This window comes from Nocardia farcinica, from assembly GCF_001182745.1.
Taxonomy (GTDB): Bacteria; Actinomycetota; Actinomycetes; order Mycobacteriales; family Mycobacteriaceae; genus Nocardia; species Nocardia farcinica.
Genome location: NZ_LN868938.1, coordinates 299,110 through 312,867 on the forward strand (window position 1 = coordinate 299,110; position 13,758 = coordinate 312,867).

Below are 13,758 nucleotides of genomic sequence, written 5' to 3' on the forward strand. Positions count from 1 at the left end.
ACTGGGCGCACCTGCTCGTCGTCGCACCGCTGTGAGCCGGGGCCGGGCGGCAGCGACGCCCGGCTTTCGGTAGTGGCCTGCGACACCAGGCCAGTGGTGCTCGACTGGCTATCAAGTGGCATTCCGGCCGCGCCTAGAATTGTGTCGTTTCCCGACCGAGCGACCCGATTGGCGCACATGACTCAGGAGTTTGCCGTGACCACGCCCGAGACCACCCAGACCGTCGGCACCGCCCGCGTGAAGCGCGGCATGGCCGAGATGCTCAAGGGTGGGGTGATCATGGATGTCGTCACCCCGGAGCAGGCCAAGATCGCCGAGGACGCAGGCGCGGTCGCGGTGATGGCGCTCGAGCGCGTGCCCGCCGACATCCGCGCGCAGGGCGGCGTGTCGCGGATGAGCGATCCGGACATGATCGACGGCATCATCAACGCCGTCTCGATTCCGGTCATGGCCAAGGCCCGCATCGGTCACTTCGTGGAGGCGCAGATCCTGCAGAGCCTCGGCGTCGACTACATCGACGAGTCCGAGGTGCTCACCCCCGCCGACTACACCAACCACATCGACAAGTGGCAGTTCACCGTGCCGTTCGTGTGCGGCGCCACCAACCTGGGCGAGGCGCTGCGCCGCATCACCGAGGGTGCGGCGATGATCCGCTCCAAGGGCGAGGCGGGCACCGGTGACGTCTCCAACGCCACCACCCACATGCGCAAGATCCGCCAGGAGATCCGCAAGCTGGCCGCGCTGCCCGAGGACGAGCTGTACGTGGCCGCCAAGGAGCTCCAGGCGCCCTACGAACTGGTCCGCGAGGTCGCCGAGACCGGCAAACTGCCGGTCGTGCTGTTCACCGCCGGCGGTATCGCCACCCCCGCCGACGCGGCGATGATGATGCAGCTCGGCGCCGAGGGCGTGTTCGTCGGCTCCGGCATCTTCAAGTCCGGCAACCCGGCCCAGCGCGCCGAGGCCATCGTCAAGGCCACCACCTTCTACGACGACCCGGACGTGCTCGCCAAGGTGTCGCGTGGCCTGGGCGAGGCGATGGTCGGCATCAACGTGGAGGAGATCCCGCAGCCGCACCGGCTCGCCGAGCGCGGCTGGTGATCGGGACCGGGATGAACGGGCCCGGGCATCGCACGGGCTAATCTCAGCGCATGGCGACCATCGAAGAGGCACTGGAGATCGAACGCCTCGAGCGGGACATCTTCCGTGGCGCGTCCACGAAGACGCAGCTGGAGCGAACGTTCGGCGGCCAGGTGGCGGGTCAGGCACTGGTGTCCGCGGTGCGCACCGTGGAACCCCGGTTCCAGGTGCACTCGCTGCACGGCTATTTCCTGCGCCCGGGCAATCCGCAGCAGCCCACCGTGTACCTGGTGGAACGCATCCGCGACGGGCGTTCGTTCTGCACCCGCCGGGTCACCGGTGTGCAGGACGGCGCCGCCATCTTCACCATGTCGGCCTCGTTCCACATCGGTGACACCGGCCCCGCCCACCAGGACGAGATGCCCGAGGTCGCCGCCCCCGACGACCTGCCCGACGCGCAGACCTCCATGAGTCCCGAGCGGTTGTGGGCGATGCGCGAGTGGGAGCACTGGGACATCAGGATGGTCCCGCAGGAGTCGGTGGTGCGCAGGCCGGGGGTGGTCGCCCAGCAGCAGGTGTGGTTCCGCTACCGGCAGCCGCTGCCCGACGATCCGCTGTTCCACGTCTGCACGCTGGCCTACATGAGCGACATGACGCTGCTCGGCTCGTCCAAGGTGATCCACCCCGACGAGCCGACCCAGAACGCCTCGCTCGACCACGCCATGTGGTTCCTGCGTCCGTTCCGCGCGGACGACTGGCTGCTCTACGACCAGGCCTCGCCCTCGGCGGGTTTCGGCCGCGGTTTGACCTCCGGCAAGATCTACAACCGGGCCGGTGAACTGGTCGCCGCGGTGATGCAGGAGGGCCTGATCCGCACGTTGCGCTCGTGACCGGGCGTGAGCCGGGCCACAGCGCGGCCGCTCGTAAGCTGGGCCGGGTGAACCAGACCTCGGTGTCCGCACCCGCCGCCGAGCCGCAGGCGGCCCCGTCCCGGCCCACCATCGGCGTGCTCGCCCTGCAGGGCGATGTCCGCGAACACCTCGCCGCGCTGCGCGCGTGCGGTGCCGAACCCGTGCTGGTGCGCCGGGTCGGCGAACTCGAGGCCGTGGACGGGCTGGTGCTGCCGGGCGGGGAGTCCACCGCGATCAGCAAACTGCTGCAGGTCTTCGACCTGCTCGATCCGCTGCGCGCGCGGCTGCGGGACGGTATGCCCGCCTTCGGCTCCTGTGCCGGGATGATCCTGTTGGCCTCGGAGGTGCTCGACACCCGGCCCGACGCCCAGCACCTGTCGGGCATCGATATGACGGTGCGCCGCAACGCGTTCGGACGTCAGGTCGACTCCTTCGAGACCGACCTGGATTTCGCGGGCCTCGACGACGGCCCGGTGCGCGCGGTCTTCATCCGAGCGCCGTGGGTCGAGCGCGCGGGCGACGGTGTGCAGGTGCTGGCCACCGTGCCCGACGGCCCGTCGCGGGGCCGGATCGTGGCCGTGCGCCAGGGCAACGTGCTGGCCACGTCGTTCCATCCGGAGGTCACCGGTGACCTGCGGGTACACCGGATGTTCGTCGACATCGTGCGGGCCGCCGGAGACCGAGCGGGTAACGTACACACTCCAGACGTGCAACCGACCTGAAGGAAGTAGGGGAATGAGCGGCCACTCCAAATGGGCCACCACCAAGCACAAGAAGGCCGCGATCGACGCGAAGCGGGGGAAGCTCTTCGCGAAGTTGATCAAGAACATCGAGGTGGCGGCACGTACGGGTGGCGGTGATCCCGAAGGCAACCCCACGCTGTACGACGCCATCCAGAAGGCGAAGAAGTCCTCGGTCCCCAACGACAACATCGAGCGCGCGCGCAAGCGCGGCGCCGGTGAGGAGGCGGGCGGCGCCGACTGGCAGACGATCATGTACGAGGGCTACGGCCCCAACGGCGTCGCGGTCCTCATCGAGTGCCTCACCGACAACCGCAACCGGGCGGCGGGCGAGGTGCGGGTGGCCATGACCCGCAACGGCGGCAACATGGCCGACCCGGGCTCGGTCGCCTACCTGTTCCACCGCAAGGGCATCGTCACCCTGGAGAAGAACGGCCTGTCCGAGGACGACGTGCTGATGGCCGTGCTCGACGCCGGCGCCGAGGAGGTCAACGATCTCGGCGAGTCCTTCGAGATCATCAGCGAGCCGGGCGATCTGGTCGCGGTGCGGTCGGCACTGCAGTCGGCGGGCATCGACTACGAGTCGGCCGAGTCGGGCTTCCAGCCCTCGGTCAGCGTCGCGGTGGACGCCGAGGGCGCGCGCAAGGTGTTCAAGCTGATCGATGCCCTCGAGGACAGCGACGACGTGCAGAACGTCTACACCAACGTCGACGTCTCCGACGAGGTCCTCGCCCAGCTCGACGACTGAGCGGCAGGCCGTCCCGCTCAGGCGCAGGTAGGCACCGACTGAGCGGGTCAGCGGCCGGAGTCGGCAGCGGAGCGTGACCACGGAGGCCGTCCCGCTCAGGCGCAGTAGACACCGACTGAGCTGGTGGACGGGCGCGGCGGTGGCCGCGCCCGCCGCCGTCACCGCGCCAGCTGGTCGCGGTAGTGGTCGCGCAGCGCCGGGTAGTAGTCGGCGAAGTCGGGCAGCGGCCTGCCCTCGTGCGCGGCGGTGAGCATGTCCAGGTAGTACTCCCACCCCGGCCCGGATTCCGGCGCCTGGTCGATCTCGCGCCGGGTGCGCAGGTGCTGGGTGAACCGCAGCTCGGTGCCGCCGTCGGTCTCGGTGAGCACCGCCTCGAGATACCAGGCGCCCGCCTCGTCGACGGCCGAGAGCGCCAGGTGGTGCGGCGGCTCGCAGGCGTCGATGGTCATCTCCATCCAGGGCCGGTCCTGTTCGTGCACCATCTGGACCTTGATGGTGCGGCCCGGCCCGGCCTGCCCCTCCCACGGGCCGAACCAGCGCGCGGTGCGGTCGGATTCGGTGATACTCGCCCAGACGTCCGCGGCGGGCGCCCGGAAGCGGCGGGTCAGTACGAGGTCGCGGCCTTCGTCGGCGGGCAGGATGCGCCCGGTCGGTGTGCTGCTCACGCGGTGCCTTCTCTCGGTGTCGGCCGGGATCGCGCGGTGCGGCGGTGCTCCCGGCGGGTGCGGTAGACCTCGGTCTCCAGCGCGTCGAACCGCTGTTCCCAGCCCGACGCGGTGAAGCGGGCCAGCCAGCCCGACAACTCGGTGAGCGGGCCGGTGTCGAGGACGTAGTAGCGGTGGCGCCCCTCGGTCTCGTCGCGTACCAGGCCGCTCTCCCGCAGCACCCGCAGGTGCCTGCTGATCGCGGGCCTGCTGATCGGGAACGCCGCCGCGATCTCACCGGCGGTCAGCCGCGCCCCGTGCAGCATCTGCAGGATCTCGCGCCGTACCGGATCGGCGATCGCGCCGGCCACCTCGTCCACGCCAAAAGCGTAACCACTTGGTTACGCGCTGTCGAGACCCGCGCGTGCGGGATGCGGCAGAATCCGGGCATGGTCTCGATCGAACTCGTCCGCGGGGACATCACCGAACAGCGGGTGGACGCGGTGGTCAACGCCGCCAACTCGTCGCTGTCGGGCGGCGGCGGGGTGGACGGCGCGATCCACCGTCGCGGCGGCCCGGCCATCCTCGCCGAGTGCCGGGAGCTGCGCGCCACCCGCTATCCGGACGGGCTGCCGACCGGGCAGGCCGTCGCGACCACCGCGGGTGAGCTGCCCGCGCGCTGGGTGATCCACACGGTCGGACCGGTGTGGTCGGCCCGGCAGGACCGCTCGGACCTGCTGGCCTCCTGCTATCGCGAATCCCTGCGCGTGGCAGACGAACTCGGCGCGACCACGGTGGCCTTCCCGGCGATCTCCACCGGCATCTACGGCTGGCCGATGGACGACGGCGCCCGCATCGCCGTCGAGACGGTGCGAGCGACCGCCACCGCGGTCGAGACGGTCCGGTTCGTGCTCTTCGACCGCGCCGCCTACGAGGCCTTCGCCGCCCGCTAGCCCGCGCGGTGCCCGCCCGCGGGGTCGGCCGGCGCGGGCCGGGCCGGGCCGGTCATGCCGAGGATCTCGAGATAGTGCGGGTTGGACATCAGTCCCAGGACGTTGCCGAAGGGGTCGACCACCGAGGCGGTGACGAAGCCCGAGTCGCCGCGCGGGGTGATCGGGTCGTAGGTGGTCGCGCCGAGTTCGAGCAACCGGTCCACCGTCGCCCGCAGATCGTCCACATGCCAGTGCACGATCGCGCCACCGGGCGCGTTGCGCGCGCCTGCCGGGGCGTAGGCGCGGTTCACGAGGCCGAACTCGTGCTGGTAGTCGCCGATGCGGAACTCGTAGTAGCCGCCGGGGACGTGGTAGTAGGGCTCGATGCCGAAGAACTCGGCGTACCAGTCCTTGGCCGCTTCCAGATCGTCGGCGTAGAAGATGCTCGTCGCCATTCCGCGCAACATGATGGTCTCCTTCTCTGTCGGAAATGTCGTTGTCACACCATCGTCCGAGGTGAAGTGCTCATCCACTGATCACTTTCTCCGGCAGAATCGAGGAGTGCGCGCGGACCGGTTGGTGGCGATCCTGCTGATGATGCAGAGCCGAGGGCGGGTGACGGCCGCCGAGGTGGCGGCGGAGCTGGAGACCTCGGTGGTGACGGCACGCCGGGATCTCGCGGCGCTGTCCGCCGCGGGCGTGCCGGTGTACCCGCAGCCGGGCCGAGGCGGTGGCTGGCAGCTGGTGGGTGGTGCCCGCACCGACCTGAGCGGGTTGACGGCCGGGGAGGCGCGGGCGCTGTTCCTGCTGGCCGGGCCGGCGGCGCGGGCGGCGCCGGAGGTCAAGTCCGCGCTGCGCAAGCTGGTTCGCGCCCTGCCGCAGACCTTCCGGGACGAGGCCCATGCCGCGGCCGAGGCCGTGGTGATCGACCCGGCGCGGTGGGGCGCGGCCGACCGGGAGGCGCCCCCGGTCGTATCGCTGCTGCAACGGGCGGTGGTGCAGCGCAACAGGGTTCGGCTGCGCTACACCGCCCGCACCGGCGACCGCTCCGAGCGGCTGGTCGATCCCCTGGGATTGGTGGCCAAGGACGGCATCTGGTATCTGATCGCGGGCACCGAGCGCGGGCGGCGGACCTTCCGGGTGGACCGGATCGCCGAGGCCACCTGCACCGATGAAATGGCCGACCGCCCCGACGATTTCGAGCTGCCGGCCGAGTGGACGCGGGTGGTGGAGGAGATGGAGCGGCGGCGCGCCGGCACGGCCGCGACGGTGCTCGTCTCGGAGCGGCTGCTGCCGGTCCTACAGGACCGGCAGGGGCGGCACTGCGTCGTCGACGGGCCGGTCGCCGACGGGCGGGTCCGCGTCCGGGTCACGGCTCCGACCGCCTGGATGCTCGCCGAGCAGCTGGCGGGATGGGGTGCGGCCATCGAGGTCCTCGGGCCGCCCGAGGTCCGGCGGGAGCTGGCGCGCCTGGGCGCCGAACTGGTGGACCGGTATGGGCCCATCCCCGGAGCCGGCGCCGGAGACTGACCGTGTCGCTGGTAGGGCGGGCCTGCCCCGTCCACTAGACTCTCGAACAGTTGTTCGTGTCCGGGAGAGGGGTTTTCGTGCGGGTGATGGGCGTCGACCCCGGGCTCACCAGGTGCGGACTCAGCATGGTCGAGGGCGGGCACGGGCGCACCGTCACCGCACTGGACGTCGACGTGGTGCGCACCCCGGCGGACATGGACCTGGCGCATCGGCTGATGCTGGTCGCCGACGCCGCCGAGTACTGGATGGACACCCACCGCCCGGGCGCGGTCGCCATCGAGCGCGTCTTCGCCCAGCACAACGTCCGCACGGCGATGGGCACCGCGCAGGCGGGCGGGGTGATCGCGCTGGCCGCGGCCCGTCGCGACATCCCGGTGGTGTTCCACACCCCCAGCGAGGTCAAGGCCGCCGTCACCGGCAACGGCAACGCGGACAAGGCGCAGGTGACCGCGATGGTCACCCGCATCCTCGGGTTGCAGACCGCGCCGAAACCCGCCGACGCGGCGGATGCGCTGGCCCTGGCGATCTGTCATTGTTGGCGGGCGCCGCTGCTGGCCAGGATGGCCGCGGCCGAGGCCAAGGCGGCCGAGGCCAAGCGGCGCTACACCGAACGACTGGCCGAACAACGGAAGGCGGTGCGCGGGTGATCGCGTCGGTACGCGGCGAGGTGCTCGAGATCGCGCTGGACCACGTGGTGGTGGAGGCGGCGGGCGTCGGCTACCGGCTCAACGCCACCCCGTCGACGCTGGCCACCCTCACCCGCGGCGCGGAAGCGCGGCTCTACACGGCGATGATCGTCCGCGAGGACTCGATGACCCTGTACGGCTTCGCCGACACCGAGGCGCGCGACCTGTTCGGCCTGTTGCAGACCGTCTCCGGCGTCGGGCCGCGCCTGGCGATGGCGGTGCTGGCCGTGCTCGAGCCCGAGGCGCTGCGCAAGGCCCTGGCCGAGAGCAACGTCGCGGCGCTCACCCGGGTGCCCGGCATCGGCAAACGCGGCGCCGAACGCATGGTGGTCGAGCTGCGGGACAAGGTGAACCTGGTGCCGGTGCAGGCGGGCCCGCCCGGCAGCACTCCCGCCGTCGCCGCCACCCCGGTGCGCGAGCAGGTGGTCGAAGCGCTCACCGGGCTCGGGTTCCCGCTCAAACAGGCCGAACAGGCGCTCGACACGGTGTTGGCCGAGCAGCCCGCCGCCGACACCTCCACCGCGCTGCGCGCCGCGCTGTCGCTGCTGGGCAAGAACCGGTAGGCCGCGATGGACGACCACGACGATTCCCCGGTCAGCCCGAAATTCCTGAAGTCCGACGGCGAGATCGAGGCCAGCCTGCGCCCGAAATCCCTGGACGACTTCATCGGGCAGCCGCGCGTGCGCGAACAGCTGGCGCTGGTGCTGCGCGGGGCCAAACAGCGCGGCAGCACGCCCGATCACGTGCTGCTGTCCGGGCCGCCCGGCCTCGGCAAGACCAGCATGGCGATGATCATCGCCGCCGAACTCGGCACCGCCCTGCGCATCACCTCCGGCCCGGCCCTGGAGCGGGCGGGCGACCTCGCCGCCATGCTCAGCAACCTGGTCGAGGGCGATGTGCTGTTCATCGACGAGATCCACCGCATCGCCCGGCCCGCCGAGGAGATGCTGTACCTGGCGATGGAGGACTTCCGCGTCGACGTCGTGGTCGGCAAGGGCCCCGGTGCCACCTCGATCCCGCTCGACATCGCCCCGTTCACGCTGGTCGGGGCGACCACCCGCTCCGGCGCGCTCACCGGGCCGCTGCGTGATCGCTTCGGCTTCACCGGGCACATGGACTTCTACGAGCCCGGTGAACTGCTGCGCATTCTGGAACGCTCGGCCCAGATCCTCGGCGTGCGCATCGAGACCGACGCCGCCGCCGAGATCGCCGGCCGCTCCCGGGGCACGCCGCGCATCGCCAACCGGCTGCTGCGCCGGGTCCGCGACTACGCCGAGGTGCGCGCCGACGGCATCGTCACACTGCCGGTCGCCCGGGCCGCGCTCGAGGTCTACGACGTGGACACCCTCGGCCTGGACCGCCTCGACCGCGCGGTGCTCGACGCGCTGGTGCGCGGCTTCCACGGTGGCCCGGTCGGGGTGTCCACGCTGGCGGTGGCGGTGGGGGAGGAGGCCACCACCGTCGAGGAGGTGTGCGAGCCCTTCCTGGTGCGCGCCGGGCTGGTGGCACGCACGCCTCGCGGCCGGGTGGCGACCGCGGCGGCCTGGGAACACCTCGGCCTGGTCCCACCACCGGACCTGGTGTTCGGCTCGATCGAGGTGCGCGGGAGGACATCCCAGCCCACCCTCGACCTGTTCGACTGACCCCCGCCGCGACGGCACCGGCCCGCGCGCCCGGATAGAGTCGGGACATGACGGTGGTCCAATCCGTGCTCGACCGAATGCCCGAGCCGCTGCGCAGCAAAGCGATCGAGCACCGCGAACTGCTCAAGTTCGCCACGGTCGGCGCCATCACCTGGTTCATCGATACCGGCGTGGTCTACGCGGTGAAACTGACGGTGCTGGGCGAGAAGCCGCTGACCGCGCGACTGCTCGGCGTGCTGATCGCGACCATCGCCTCCTACATCCTCAACCGCGAGTGGTCCTTCCGCACCCGCGGCGGACGGCAGCGCCACCACGAGGCCGCACTGTTCTTCGCGGTCAGCGCGCTGGCCATCGGCGTCACCATGATTCCGCAGGCGATCTCGCTCTACGTGCTGGACCTGCGGGTGCCGCACGTCGGCCCGGTCACCCAGGCGGTCGCCAACTTCGTCACCGGCCAGATCCTCGGTGTGCTGCTGGCGATGGGGTTCCGGTTCTGGGCGCTGCGCCGCTTCGTCTTCCCCGACGACCTGCACCAGGCCGAACTGCACAGCATCCAGGGCTGAGCGCGTCAGCGCCCCGCGCGCTCGAGCGCGGTGACCACGAGGTCGACGAAGGCGTCCACCTCGTCGCGCTGATAGCCGCGGGTGCCCAGCCTGGCGTCGGTGAAGCGCACCGAGCGCGCGTCGGCGACGGTGAGCGAGCCGGGGCCCTCCGGCGTGAGCGAGACGGCCACCAGGTCGAGGAAGGCGTCGACCTCCTCCTCGTGGTAGCCGCGACCGCTCACCGGCGCCTGGCTGAACCGGACCCGTTGCACGTCGTCGGGGGTCAGCGGGGCCGCGTGCGCCCCGGCGCGGCTGCCCGCCGGGGCCGGTGCGGTGCCGCGCTGGCGCAGCTCGAGCTCGGCACGCGCCCGGTCGAGGAACTCGTCGACCTGGTCGGCCTGATAGCCCCGGCCGCCGAACCGGGGTGCGGCGAAGCCGACCTGCCGGATGTCGTCGGCGGTCAGTGCGCCGTGCCCGGCCAACGTGGCCGCGACCAGATCCAGGAAGGCGTCGACCTCGTCGGCGTGATACCCGCGATGCCCGGCCGACGGCATGGCGAAATGGATCCGGCGCACGTCCTCGGGGGTCATCGTCACCCGCGACATTGTGTCAGGCCGACCGGCGCGTTCCGCTGGAATGGCGGTGATTGCCGGTGCCACCGCTGCCGGAGTCCGGTCTTTCCAGAACACGTGCGCCCCCATGCGAACGAGTGTCGGGCTGTGCGGGGGTCACTGTAGCGGCATCGGCGCCGTGACGCCGCCTGCTCGGCCCGATCCACCGCCCCGCGGACCGCCCCCAGATCGGCCGGACGTGCTTGCCGAGGGTGTGCGGGTGTGGCGCCCCGGCCCGCAGCTGGCAGACTGTGTGGGTACTTGTCCTTCCCACCCACTAGACAGGGACTGACTTCGACGATGGATTTTCTGTTTCCGCTGCTGCTGGTAGCCCTGCTCGTGCCGATGTTCCTCGGTATCCGCCGCCAGAAGCGCGAGGCCGAGAAGGTGGCCGCCATGCAGAGCGGCCTGAAGGTCGGCGACCCGGTGGTCACGACCTCGGGGCTGTGGGGAACCGTCGTCGACCTCGATGACGACACCGTGGACCTGGAGATCGCCGAGGACGTGGTCACCACCTGGCTGCGCAAGGCGATCCTCGAGGTGCGCACCGTGGACGAGTCCGCGACCGAGGCCGCCGCCGAGCCCGGCGAGGCCCCGGCCGCCGCGGTGGAGGAATCCGCCGAGCAGCCCGAGACCCGGCTGACCAAGGACTGACCTCCCTACCGCCGCCGCGGCGGGCCGGACGCGTGCGCGCCCGGCGGCCGCGGTGTGCGTCCGTTCCACCCGCGACTTCCGCCTAGGAGAGACGAACTGTGCCACCTTCCCAGGGATCGGCGCATCCGCTGCGGCTGCTCGGTGTCTACGCCGCGCTGCTGGCCGTGATCTATGCGCTGGTGTTCTTCACCGGTGACCAATCCCCGACACCCAAGCTCGGCATCGACCTGCAGGGCGGCACCCGCGTCACGCTGACCGCGCGCACCCCGGACGGCAGCAGGCCGAGCCAGGACAGTCTGCGCAAGGCACAGGAGATCATCGAGAACCGCGTCAACGGTCTCGGCGTCGGTGGCTCCGAGGTGGCGATCGAGGGTGACAACATCGTCATCACGGTGCCGGGCGACGACGGCCAGCAGGCCCGCGCCCTGGCCACCACCGCCAAGCTCTACATCCGCCCGGTGCTCGCGGCCCAGCAGGCCGGCGCGGCCGCGCAGCCCACCCCGGCGCCGGCCACCCCGCGCCCGCCGAGCCCGCGCCCGCCACCGCACCGGCACCCGCGCCCGCGGCCCCGGAGGCCGAGGCGCCGGTGGACACCGTGCCCCAGCAGCGCGTCTTCCCCGCGCAGGCGCCGCCGACCACCGACGACGACAACCTCACCCCGCAGGAACGCGCGCAGCGCGAGATCACCGCGGCCAAGCAGACCCGGCAGAGCACCGACCCGGCCGTGCAGCAGGCCGCCATGGCGGCGCTGGACTGCTCGAAGCAGGACCCGCTCGCGGGCAACGACGACCCGAATCTGCCGCTGGTCACCTGCTCGCAGGACGGCACCGAGGTGTTCCTGCTCGACAAGAGCCGCATCGACGGCCAGGAGATCAAGGACGCGGTGGCGAACCTCGACCAGCAGCAGTCGCGCTGGGTGGTCGACCTGGAGTTCAAGTCCAGCGGCAGCGACGCCTGGGCGTCGCTGACCGGTGAGTACCTGTACAAGCGGGTGGCTTTCACCCTCGACTCCGAGGTGGTGAGCGCGCCGCAGGTGCAGGCGGGCCCGCAGCTGGGCGGCCGCACCCAGATCTCCGGGCAGTTCACCGCCGCCTCGGCCAAGGAACTGGCCAACACCCTCAAGTACGGGTCGCTGCCGCTGTCGTTCCAGACCTCCGAGGCGGAGACCGTCTCGGCGACGCTCGGCCTGTCCTCGATGCGGGCCGGTCTGATCGCGGGCGCGGTCGGCCTGGCCGTGGTGTTGCTGTACTGCCTGGTCTACTACCGGATGCTCGGCCTGCTGACCGGCCTGTCGCTGGTCGCCTCCGGCCTGGCCGTCTACGGACTGATGGTCCTGCTCGGCCGCTGGATCGGCTTCACCCTCGACCTGGCGGGCATCGCCGGTCTGATCATCGGCATCGGCATGACCGCCGACTCCTTCGTGGTGTTCTTCGAACGCATCAAGGACGAGATGCGCGAGGGCCGCAGCTTCCGGTCGGCGGTGCCGCGCGGCTGGCAGCGGGCGCGACGCACGATCCTGTCCGGCAACGGCGTGAGCTTCATCGCCGCCGCGGTGCTGTACGTGCTGGCGGTGGGACAGGTCAAGGGCTTCGCCTTCACCCTCGGACTGACCACCATCCTCGACGTGGTGGTGGTGTTCCTGGTGACCGCGCCGCTGGTGCTGCTGGCCTCGCGCTCGGCGTTCTGGTCGAAACCCTCGGTGAACGGTCTGGGTGCGATCCAGGAGGTCGCCCGTGAGCGCAGGGCCGCCGAGTCGGCCGCGGAAGGCGTGAGGACGCGATGACGAACGGCAACAGCACTCCGTCGCTGCGCAAGGACGGCGGCCGCGACGAGGACCGCGCGCAGAGCGCGGTCGACGACTTCGCCTACGGCTCGGGCGCGCCCCGGCACGGTTTCTTCAACCGCCTCTACACCGGCACCGGCGCGATCGACGTGATCGGCAAGCGGCGCATGTGGTACGCGATCACCGCGCTGATCGTGCTGATCTCGCTGGCCTCGATGTTGGTGCGCGGCTTCAACTTCGGCATCGACTTCGAAGGCGGCTCGCGCATCCAGTTCCCGGCGGGGGACGCCACCACCAGCGAGGTGGAGACCGTCTATCACAACACCCTCGGCACCGATCCGGTCTCGGTGCAGACCGTCGGCAGCGGCTCCACCGCCACCATGCTGATCCGCTCCGAGGCGCTCAGCACCGAGCAGGCCGATCAGCTGGCCAGTGCGCTGTTCACGGAATTCCAGCCGCTGGGCAACGACGGACAGCCGAGCCGGGCCGCCATCAGCACCTCCGACGTCAGCGAGACCTGGGGTGACCAGATCACCCGCAAGGCGCTGATCGCGCTGCTGGTGTTCCTGGTGATCGTGTCCGTCTACATCGCCGTCCGCTTCGAACGCGACATGGCGATCGCGGCGATGGCCGCGCTGGTGTTCGACGTGGGCGTGACCGCGGGCATCTACTCGCTGGTCGGGCTGGAGGTGACCCCGGCGACGGTGATCGGCATCCTCACCATTCTCGGCTTCTCGCTCTACGACTCGGTGGTCGTGTTCGACAAGGTCGAGGAGAACACGCGCGGCATCCTGCACCTGAACCGGCGCACCTACGCCGAGCAGGCGAATCTGGCGGTCAACCAGACCCTGATGCGCTCGATCAACACCGCCCTCATCGGTATCCTGCCGATCGTCGGCTTGATCGTGATCGCGGTGTGGATGCTCGGCGTGGGCACCCTCAAGGATCTCGCGCTGGTGCAGCTGGTCGGTCTGCTGGTCGGCACCTACTCGTCGATCTTCTTCGCCACCCCGCTGCTGGTCTCGCTCAAGGAGCGGTGGGGCCCGGTCGCCGCGCACACCAGGAAGGTGCTGGCGAAGCGCTCGAACGTGGCCTCGGCGCGCGCCGCGGCCGAGGCCGACCGGCGGGTGTCGGTCGCCACGGGCCGGCCTGCCGCGCCGGGCGGCCCGGCACGACCGCGGCCGAACGCCGCGCCGCGGCCGGGCGCGCGGCCCTCGGGCAAGCGGCATCGCAGGAACTGACGGGCGGTACACACGA

16 protein-coding genes and 1 pseudogene are annotated in these 13,758 nt (G+C 71.2%); 13 read left to right on the forward strand and 4 right to left on the reverse strand.

Annotation, left to right across the window (positions count from 1 at the left end):
- The first annotated feature begins 177 nt into the window (after positions 1–177).
- From pdxS to AMO33_RS01665, 4 genes are read left to right on the forward strand one after another with little or no spacing between them, the layout of a single operon-like run.
- Complete coding sequence (pdxS, locus tag AMO33_RS01650) at positions 178–1,098, forward strand: pyridoxal 5'-phosphate synthase lyase subunit PdxS (RefSeq protein ID WP_011210238.1); 921 nt, start codon at positions 178–180, stop codon at positions 1,096–1,098.
- 50 nt (positions 1,099–1,148) lie between these two features.
- A complete protein-coding gene (locus tag AMO33_RS01655; protein WP_011210237.1) occupies positions 1,149–1,967 on the forward strand; it encodes an acyl-CoA thioesterase in 819 nt (272 codons plus the stop codon).
- A gap of 47 nt (positions 1,968–2,014) precedes the next feature.
- Positions 2,015–2,710: a pyridoxal 5'-phosphate synthase glutaminase subunit PdxT gene (gene pdxT, locus AMO33_RS01660; protein ID WP_081433216.1), complete on the forward strand. Its 696-nt coding sequence runs from the start codon at positions 2,015–2,017 to the stop codon at positions 2,708–2,710.
- A gap of 13 nt (positions 2,711–2,723) precedes the next feature.
- Entirely contained in the window at positions 2,724–3,476 is a 753-nt protein-coding gene (locus AMO33_RS01665) for a YebC/PmpR family DNA-binding transcriptional regulator (protein ID WP_060590058.1), read from the forward strand.
- Between the two features lie 158 nt (positions 3,477–3,634).
- Here the strand turns inward: AMO33_RS01665 and AMO33_RS01670 are convergent, their stop codons facing one another.
- Together AMO33_RS01670 and AMO33_RS01675 are read right to left on the reverse strand one after the other, a co-directional pair.
- Complete coding sequence (locus tag AMO33_RS01670; RefSeq protein ID WP_060590059.1) at positions 3,635–4,141, reverse strand: SRPBCC family protein; 507 nt, start codon at positions 4,139–4,141, stop codon at positions 3,635–3,637.
- Positions 4,138–4,500, reverse strand: a complete 363-nt coding sequence (locus tag AMO33_RS01675; protein ID WP_060590061.1) for a metalloregulator ArsR/SmtB family transcription factor — start codon at positions 4,498–4,500, stop codon at positions 4,138–4,140. The genes AMO33_RS01670 and AMO33_RS01675 overlap by 4 nt, the downstream gene beginning before the upstream one ends.
- A gap of 69 nt (positions 4,501–4,569) precedes the next feature.
- On the opposite strand from AMO33_RS01675, the gene AMO33_RS01680 reads away from it, so the two are divergent.
- On the forward strand, positions 4,570–5,073 hold the full coding sequence (locus tag AMO33_RS01680) for an O-acetyl-ADP-ribose deacetylase (protein WP_060593237.1): 504 nt from the start codon (positions 4,570–4,572) through the stop codon (positions 5,071–5,073).
- Here AMO33_RS01680 and AMO33_RS01685 read toward each other — a convergent pair.
- Positions 5,070–5,519 carry a VOC family protein gene (locus AMO33_RS01685; RefSeq protein ID WP_060590064.1) on the reverse strand — a complete coding sequence of 150 codons (450 nt, stop codon included), beginning with the start codon at positions 5,517–5,519 and terminating at the stop codon, positions 5,070–5,072. The two genes, AMO33_RS01680 and AMO33_RS01685, sit on opposite strands and share 4 nt — an antisense overlap.
- A gap of 94 nt (positions 5,520–5,613) precedes the next feature.
- Here AMO33_RS01685 and AMO33_RS01690 point away from each other — a divergent pair, with 94 nt between their 5' ends.
- From AMO33_RS01690 to AMO33_RS01710, 5 genes are all read left to right on the forward strand, one after another.
- The gene (locus tag AMO33_RS01690; RefSeq protein ID WP_060590066.1) at positions 5,614–6,582 is read left to right on the forward strand and encodes a helix-turn-helix transcriptional regulator; all 969 of its coding nucleotides are present in this window, start codon (positions 5,614–5,616) and stop codon (positions 6,580–6,582) included.
- Between the two features lie 77 nt (positions 6,583–6,659).
- Positions 6,660–7,229, forward strand: coding sequence for a crossover junction endodeoxyribonuclease RuvC (gene ruvC, locus AMO33_RS01695; RefSeq protein ID WP_011210230.1), 570 nt, complete (start codon positions 6,660–6,662; stop codon positions 7,227–7,229).
- Entirely contained in the window at positions 7,226–7,831 is a 606-nt protein-coding gene (ruvA, locus tag AMO33_RS01700) for a Holliday junction branch migration protein RuvA (protein WP_011210229.1), read from the forward strand. Before ruvC ends, ruvA begins: the two co-directional genes overlap by 4 nt.
- A 6-nt stretch (positions 7,832–7,837) precedes the next feature.
- Positions 7,838–8,911, forward strand: a complete 1,074-nt coding sequence (gene ruvB, locus AMO33_RS01705) for a Holliday junction branch migration DNA helicase RuvB (RefSeq protein ID WP_060590067.1) — start codon at positions 7,838–7,840, stop codon at positions 8,909–8,911.
- Positions 8,912–8,958: 47 nt separating this feature from the next.
- Positions 8,959–9,474 (forward strand): GtrA family protein, encoded by a 516-nt coding sequence (locus AMO33_RS01710; RefSeq protein WP_011210227.1) that lies wholly within the window; start codon positions 8,959–8,961, stop codon positions 9,472–9,474.
- A gap of 5 nt (positions 9,475–9,479) precedes the next feature.
- On the opposite strand, the gene AMO33_RS32805 is transcribed toward AMO33_RS01710, so the two are convergent.
- Positions 9,480–10,043 (reverse strand): DivIVA domain-containing protein, encoded by a 564-nt coding sequence (locus AMO33_RS32805; protein ID WP_060593238.1) that lies wholly within the window; start codon positions 10,041–10,043, stop codon positions 9,480–9,482.
- A 321-nt stretch (positions 10,044–10,364) separates the two neighbouring features.
- Between AMO33_RS32805 and yajC the strand changes: the two genes are divergently transcribed.
- The 3 genes and pseudogenes from yajC to secF all read left to right on the forward strand — a co-directional run bounded on the left by yajC (position 10,365) and on the right by secF (position 13,742).
- Positions 10,365–10,718, forward strand: a complete 354-nt coding sequence (gene yajC, locus AMO33_RS01720) for a preprotein translocase subunit YajC (protein WP_011210225.1) — start codon at positions 10,365–10,367, stop codon at positions 10,716–10,718.
- 98 nt (positions 10,719–10,816) lie between these two features.
- Positions 10,817–12,501 (forward strand): annotated as a pseudogene (secD, locus tag AMO33_RS01725) (protein translocase subunit SecD).
- Entirely contained in the window at positions 12,498–13,742 is a 1,245-nt protein-coding gene (secF, locus tag AMO33_RS01730; RefSeq protein WP_011210223.1) for a protein translocase subunit SecF, read from the forward strand. Before secD ends, secF begins: the two are co-directional and overlap by 4 nt.
- Positions 13,743–13,758: the final 16 nt, after the last annotated feature.

Bases quoted from the DNA above. Each gene is read 5' to 3' on its own strand.
- pdxS (WP_011210238.1), top strand. From the start codon at position 178: ATGACTCAGGAGTTTGCCGTGACCACGCCCGAGACCACCCAGACCGTC.
- AMO33_RS01655 (WP_011210237.1), top strand. From the start codon at position 1,149: ATGGCGACCATCGAAGAGGCACTGGAGATCGAACGCCTCGAGCGGGAC.
- AMO33_RS01665 (WP_060590058.1), top strand. From the start codon at position 2,724: ATGAGCGGCCACTCCAAATGGGCCACCACCAAGCACAAGAAGGCCGCG.
- AMO33_RS01680 (WP_060593237.1), top strand. From the start codon at position 4,570: ATGGTCTCGATCGAACTCGTCCGCGGGGACATCACCGAACAGCGGGTG.
- AMO33_RS01685 (WP_060590064.1), bottom strand. From the start codon at position 5,519: ATGTTGCGCGGAATGGCGACGAGCATCTTCTACGCCGACGATCTGGAA.
- ruvB (WP_060590067.1), top strand. From the start codon at position 7,838: ATGGACGACCACGACGATTCCCCGGTCAGCCCGAAATTCCTGAAGTCC.
- AMO33_RS01710 (WP_011210227.1), top strand. From the start codon at position 8,959: ATGACGGTGGTCCAATCCGTGCTCGACCGAATGCCCGAGCCGCTGCGC.
- AMO33_RS32805 (WP_060593238.1), bottom strand. From the start codon at position 10,043: ATGACCCCCGAGGACGTGCGCCGGATCCATTTCGCCATGCCGTCGGCC.
- yajC (WP_011210225.1), top strand. From the start codon at position 10,365: ATGGATTTTCTGTTTCCGCTGCTGCTGGTAGCCCTGCTCGTGCCGATG.
- secF (WP_011210223.1), top strand. From the start codon at position 12,498: ATGACGAACGGCAACAGCACTCCGTCGCTGCGCAAGGACGGCGGCCGC.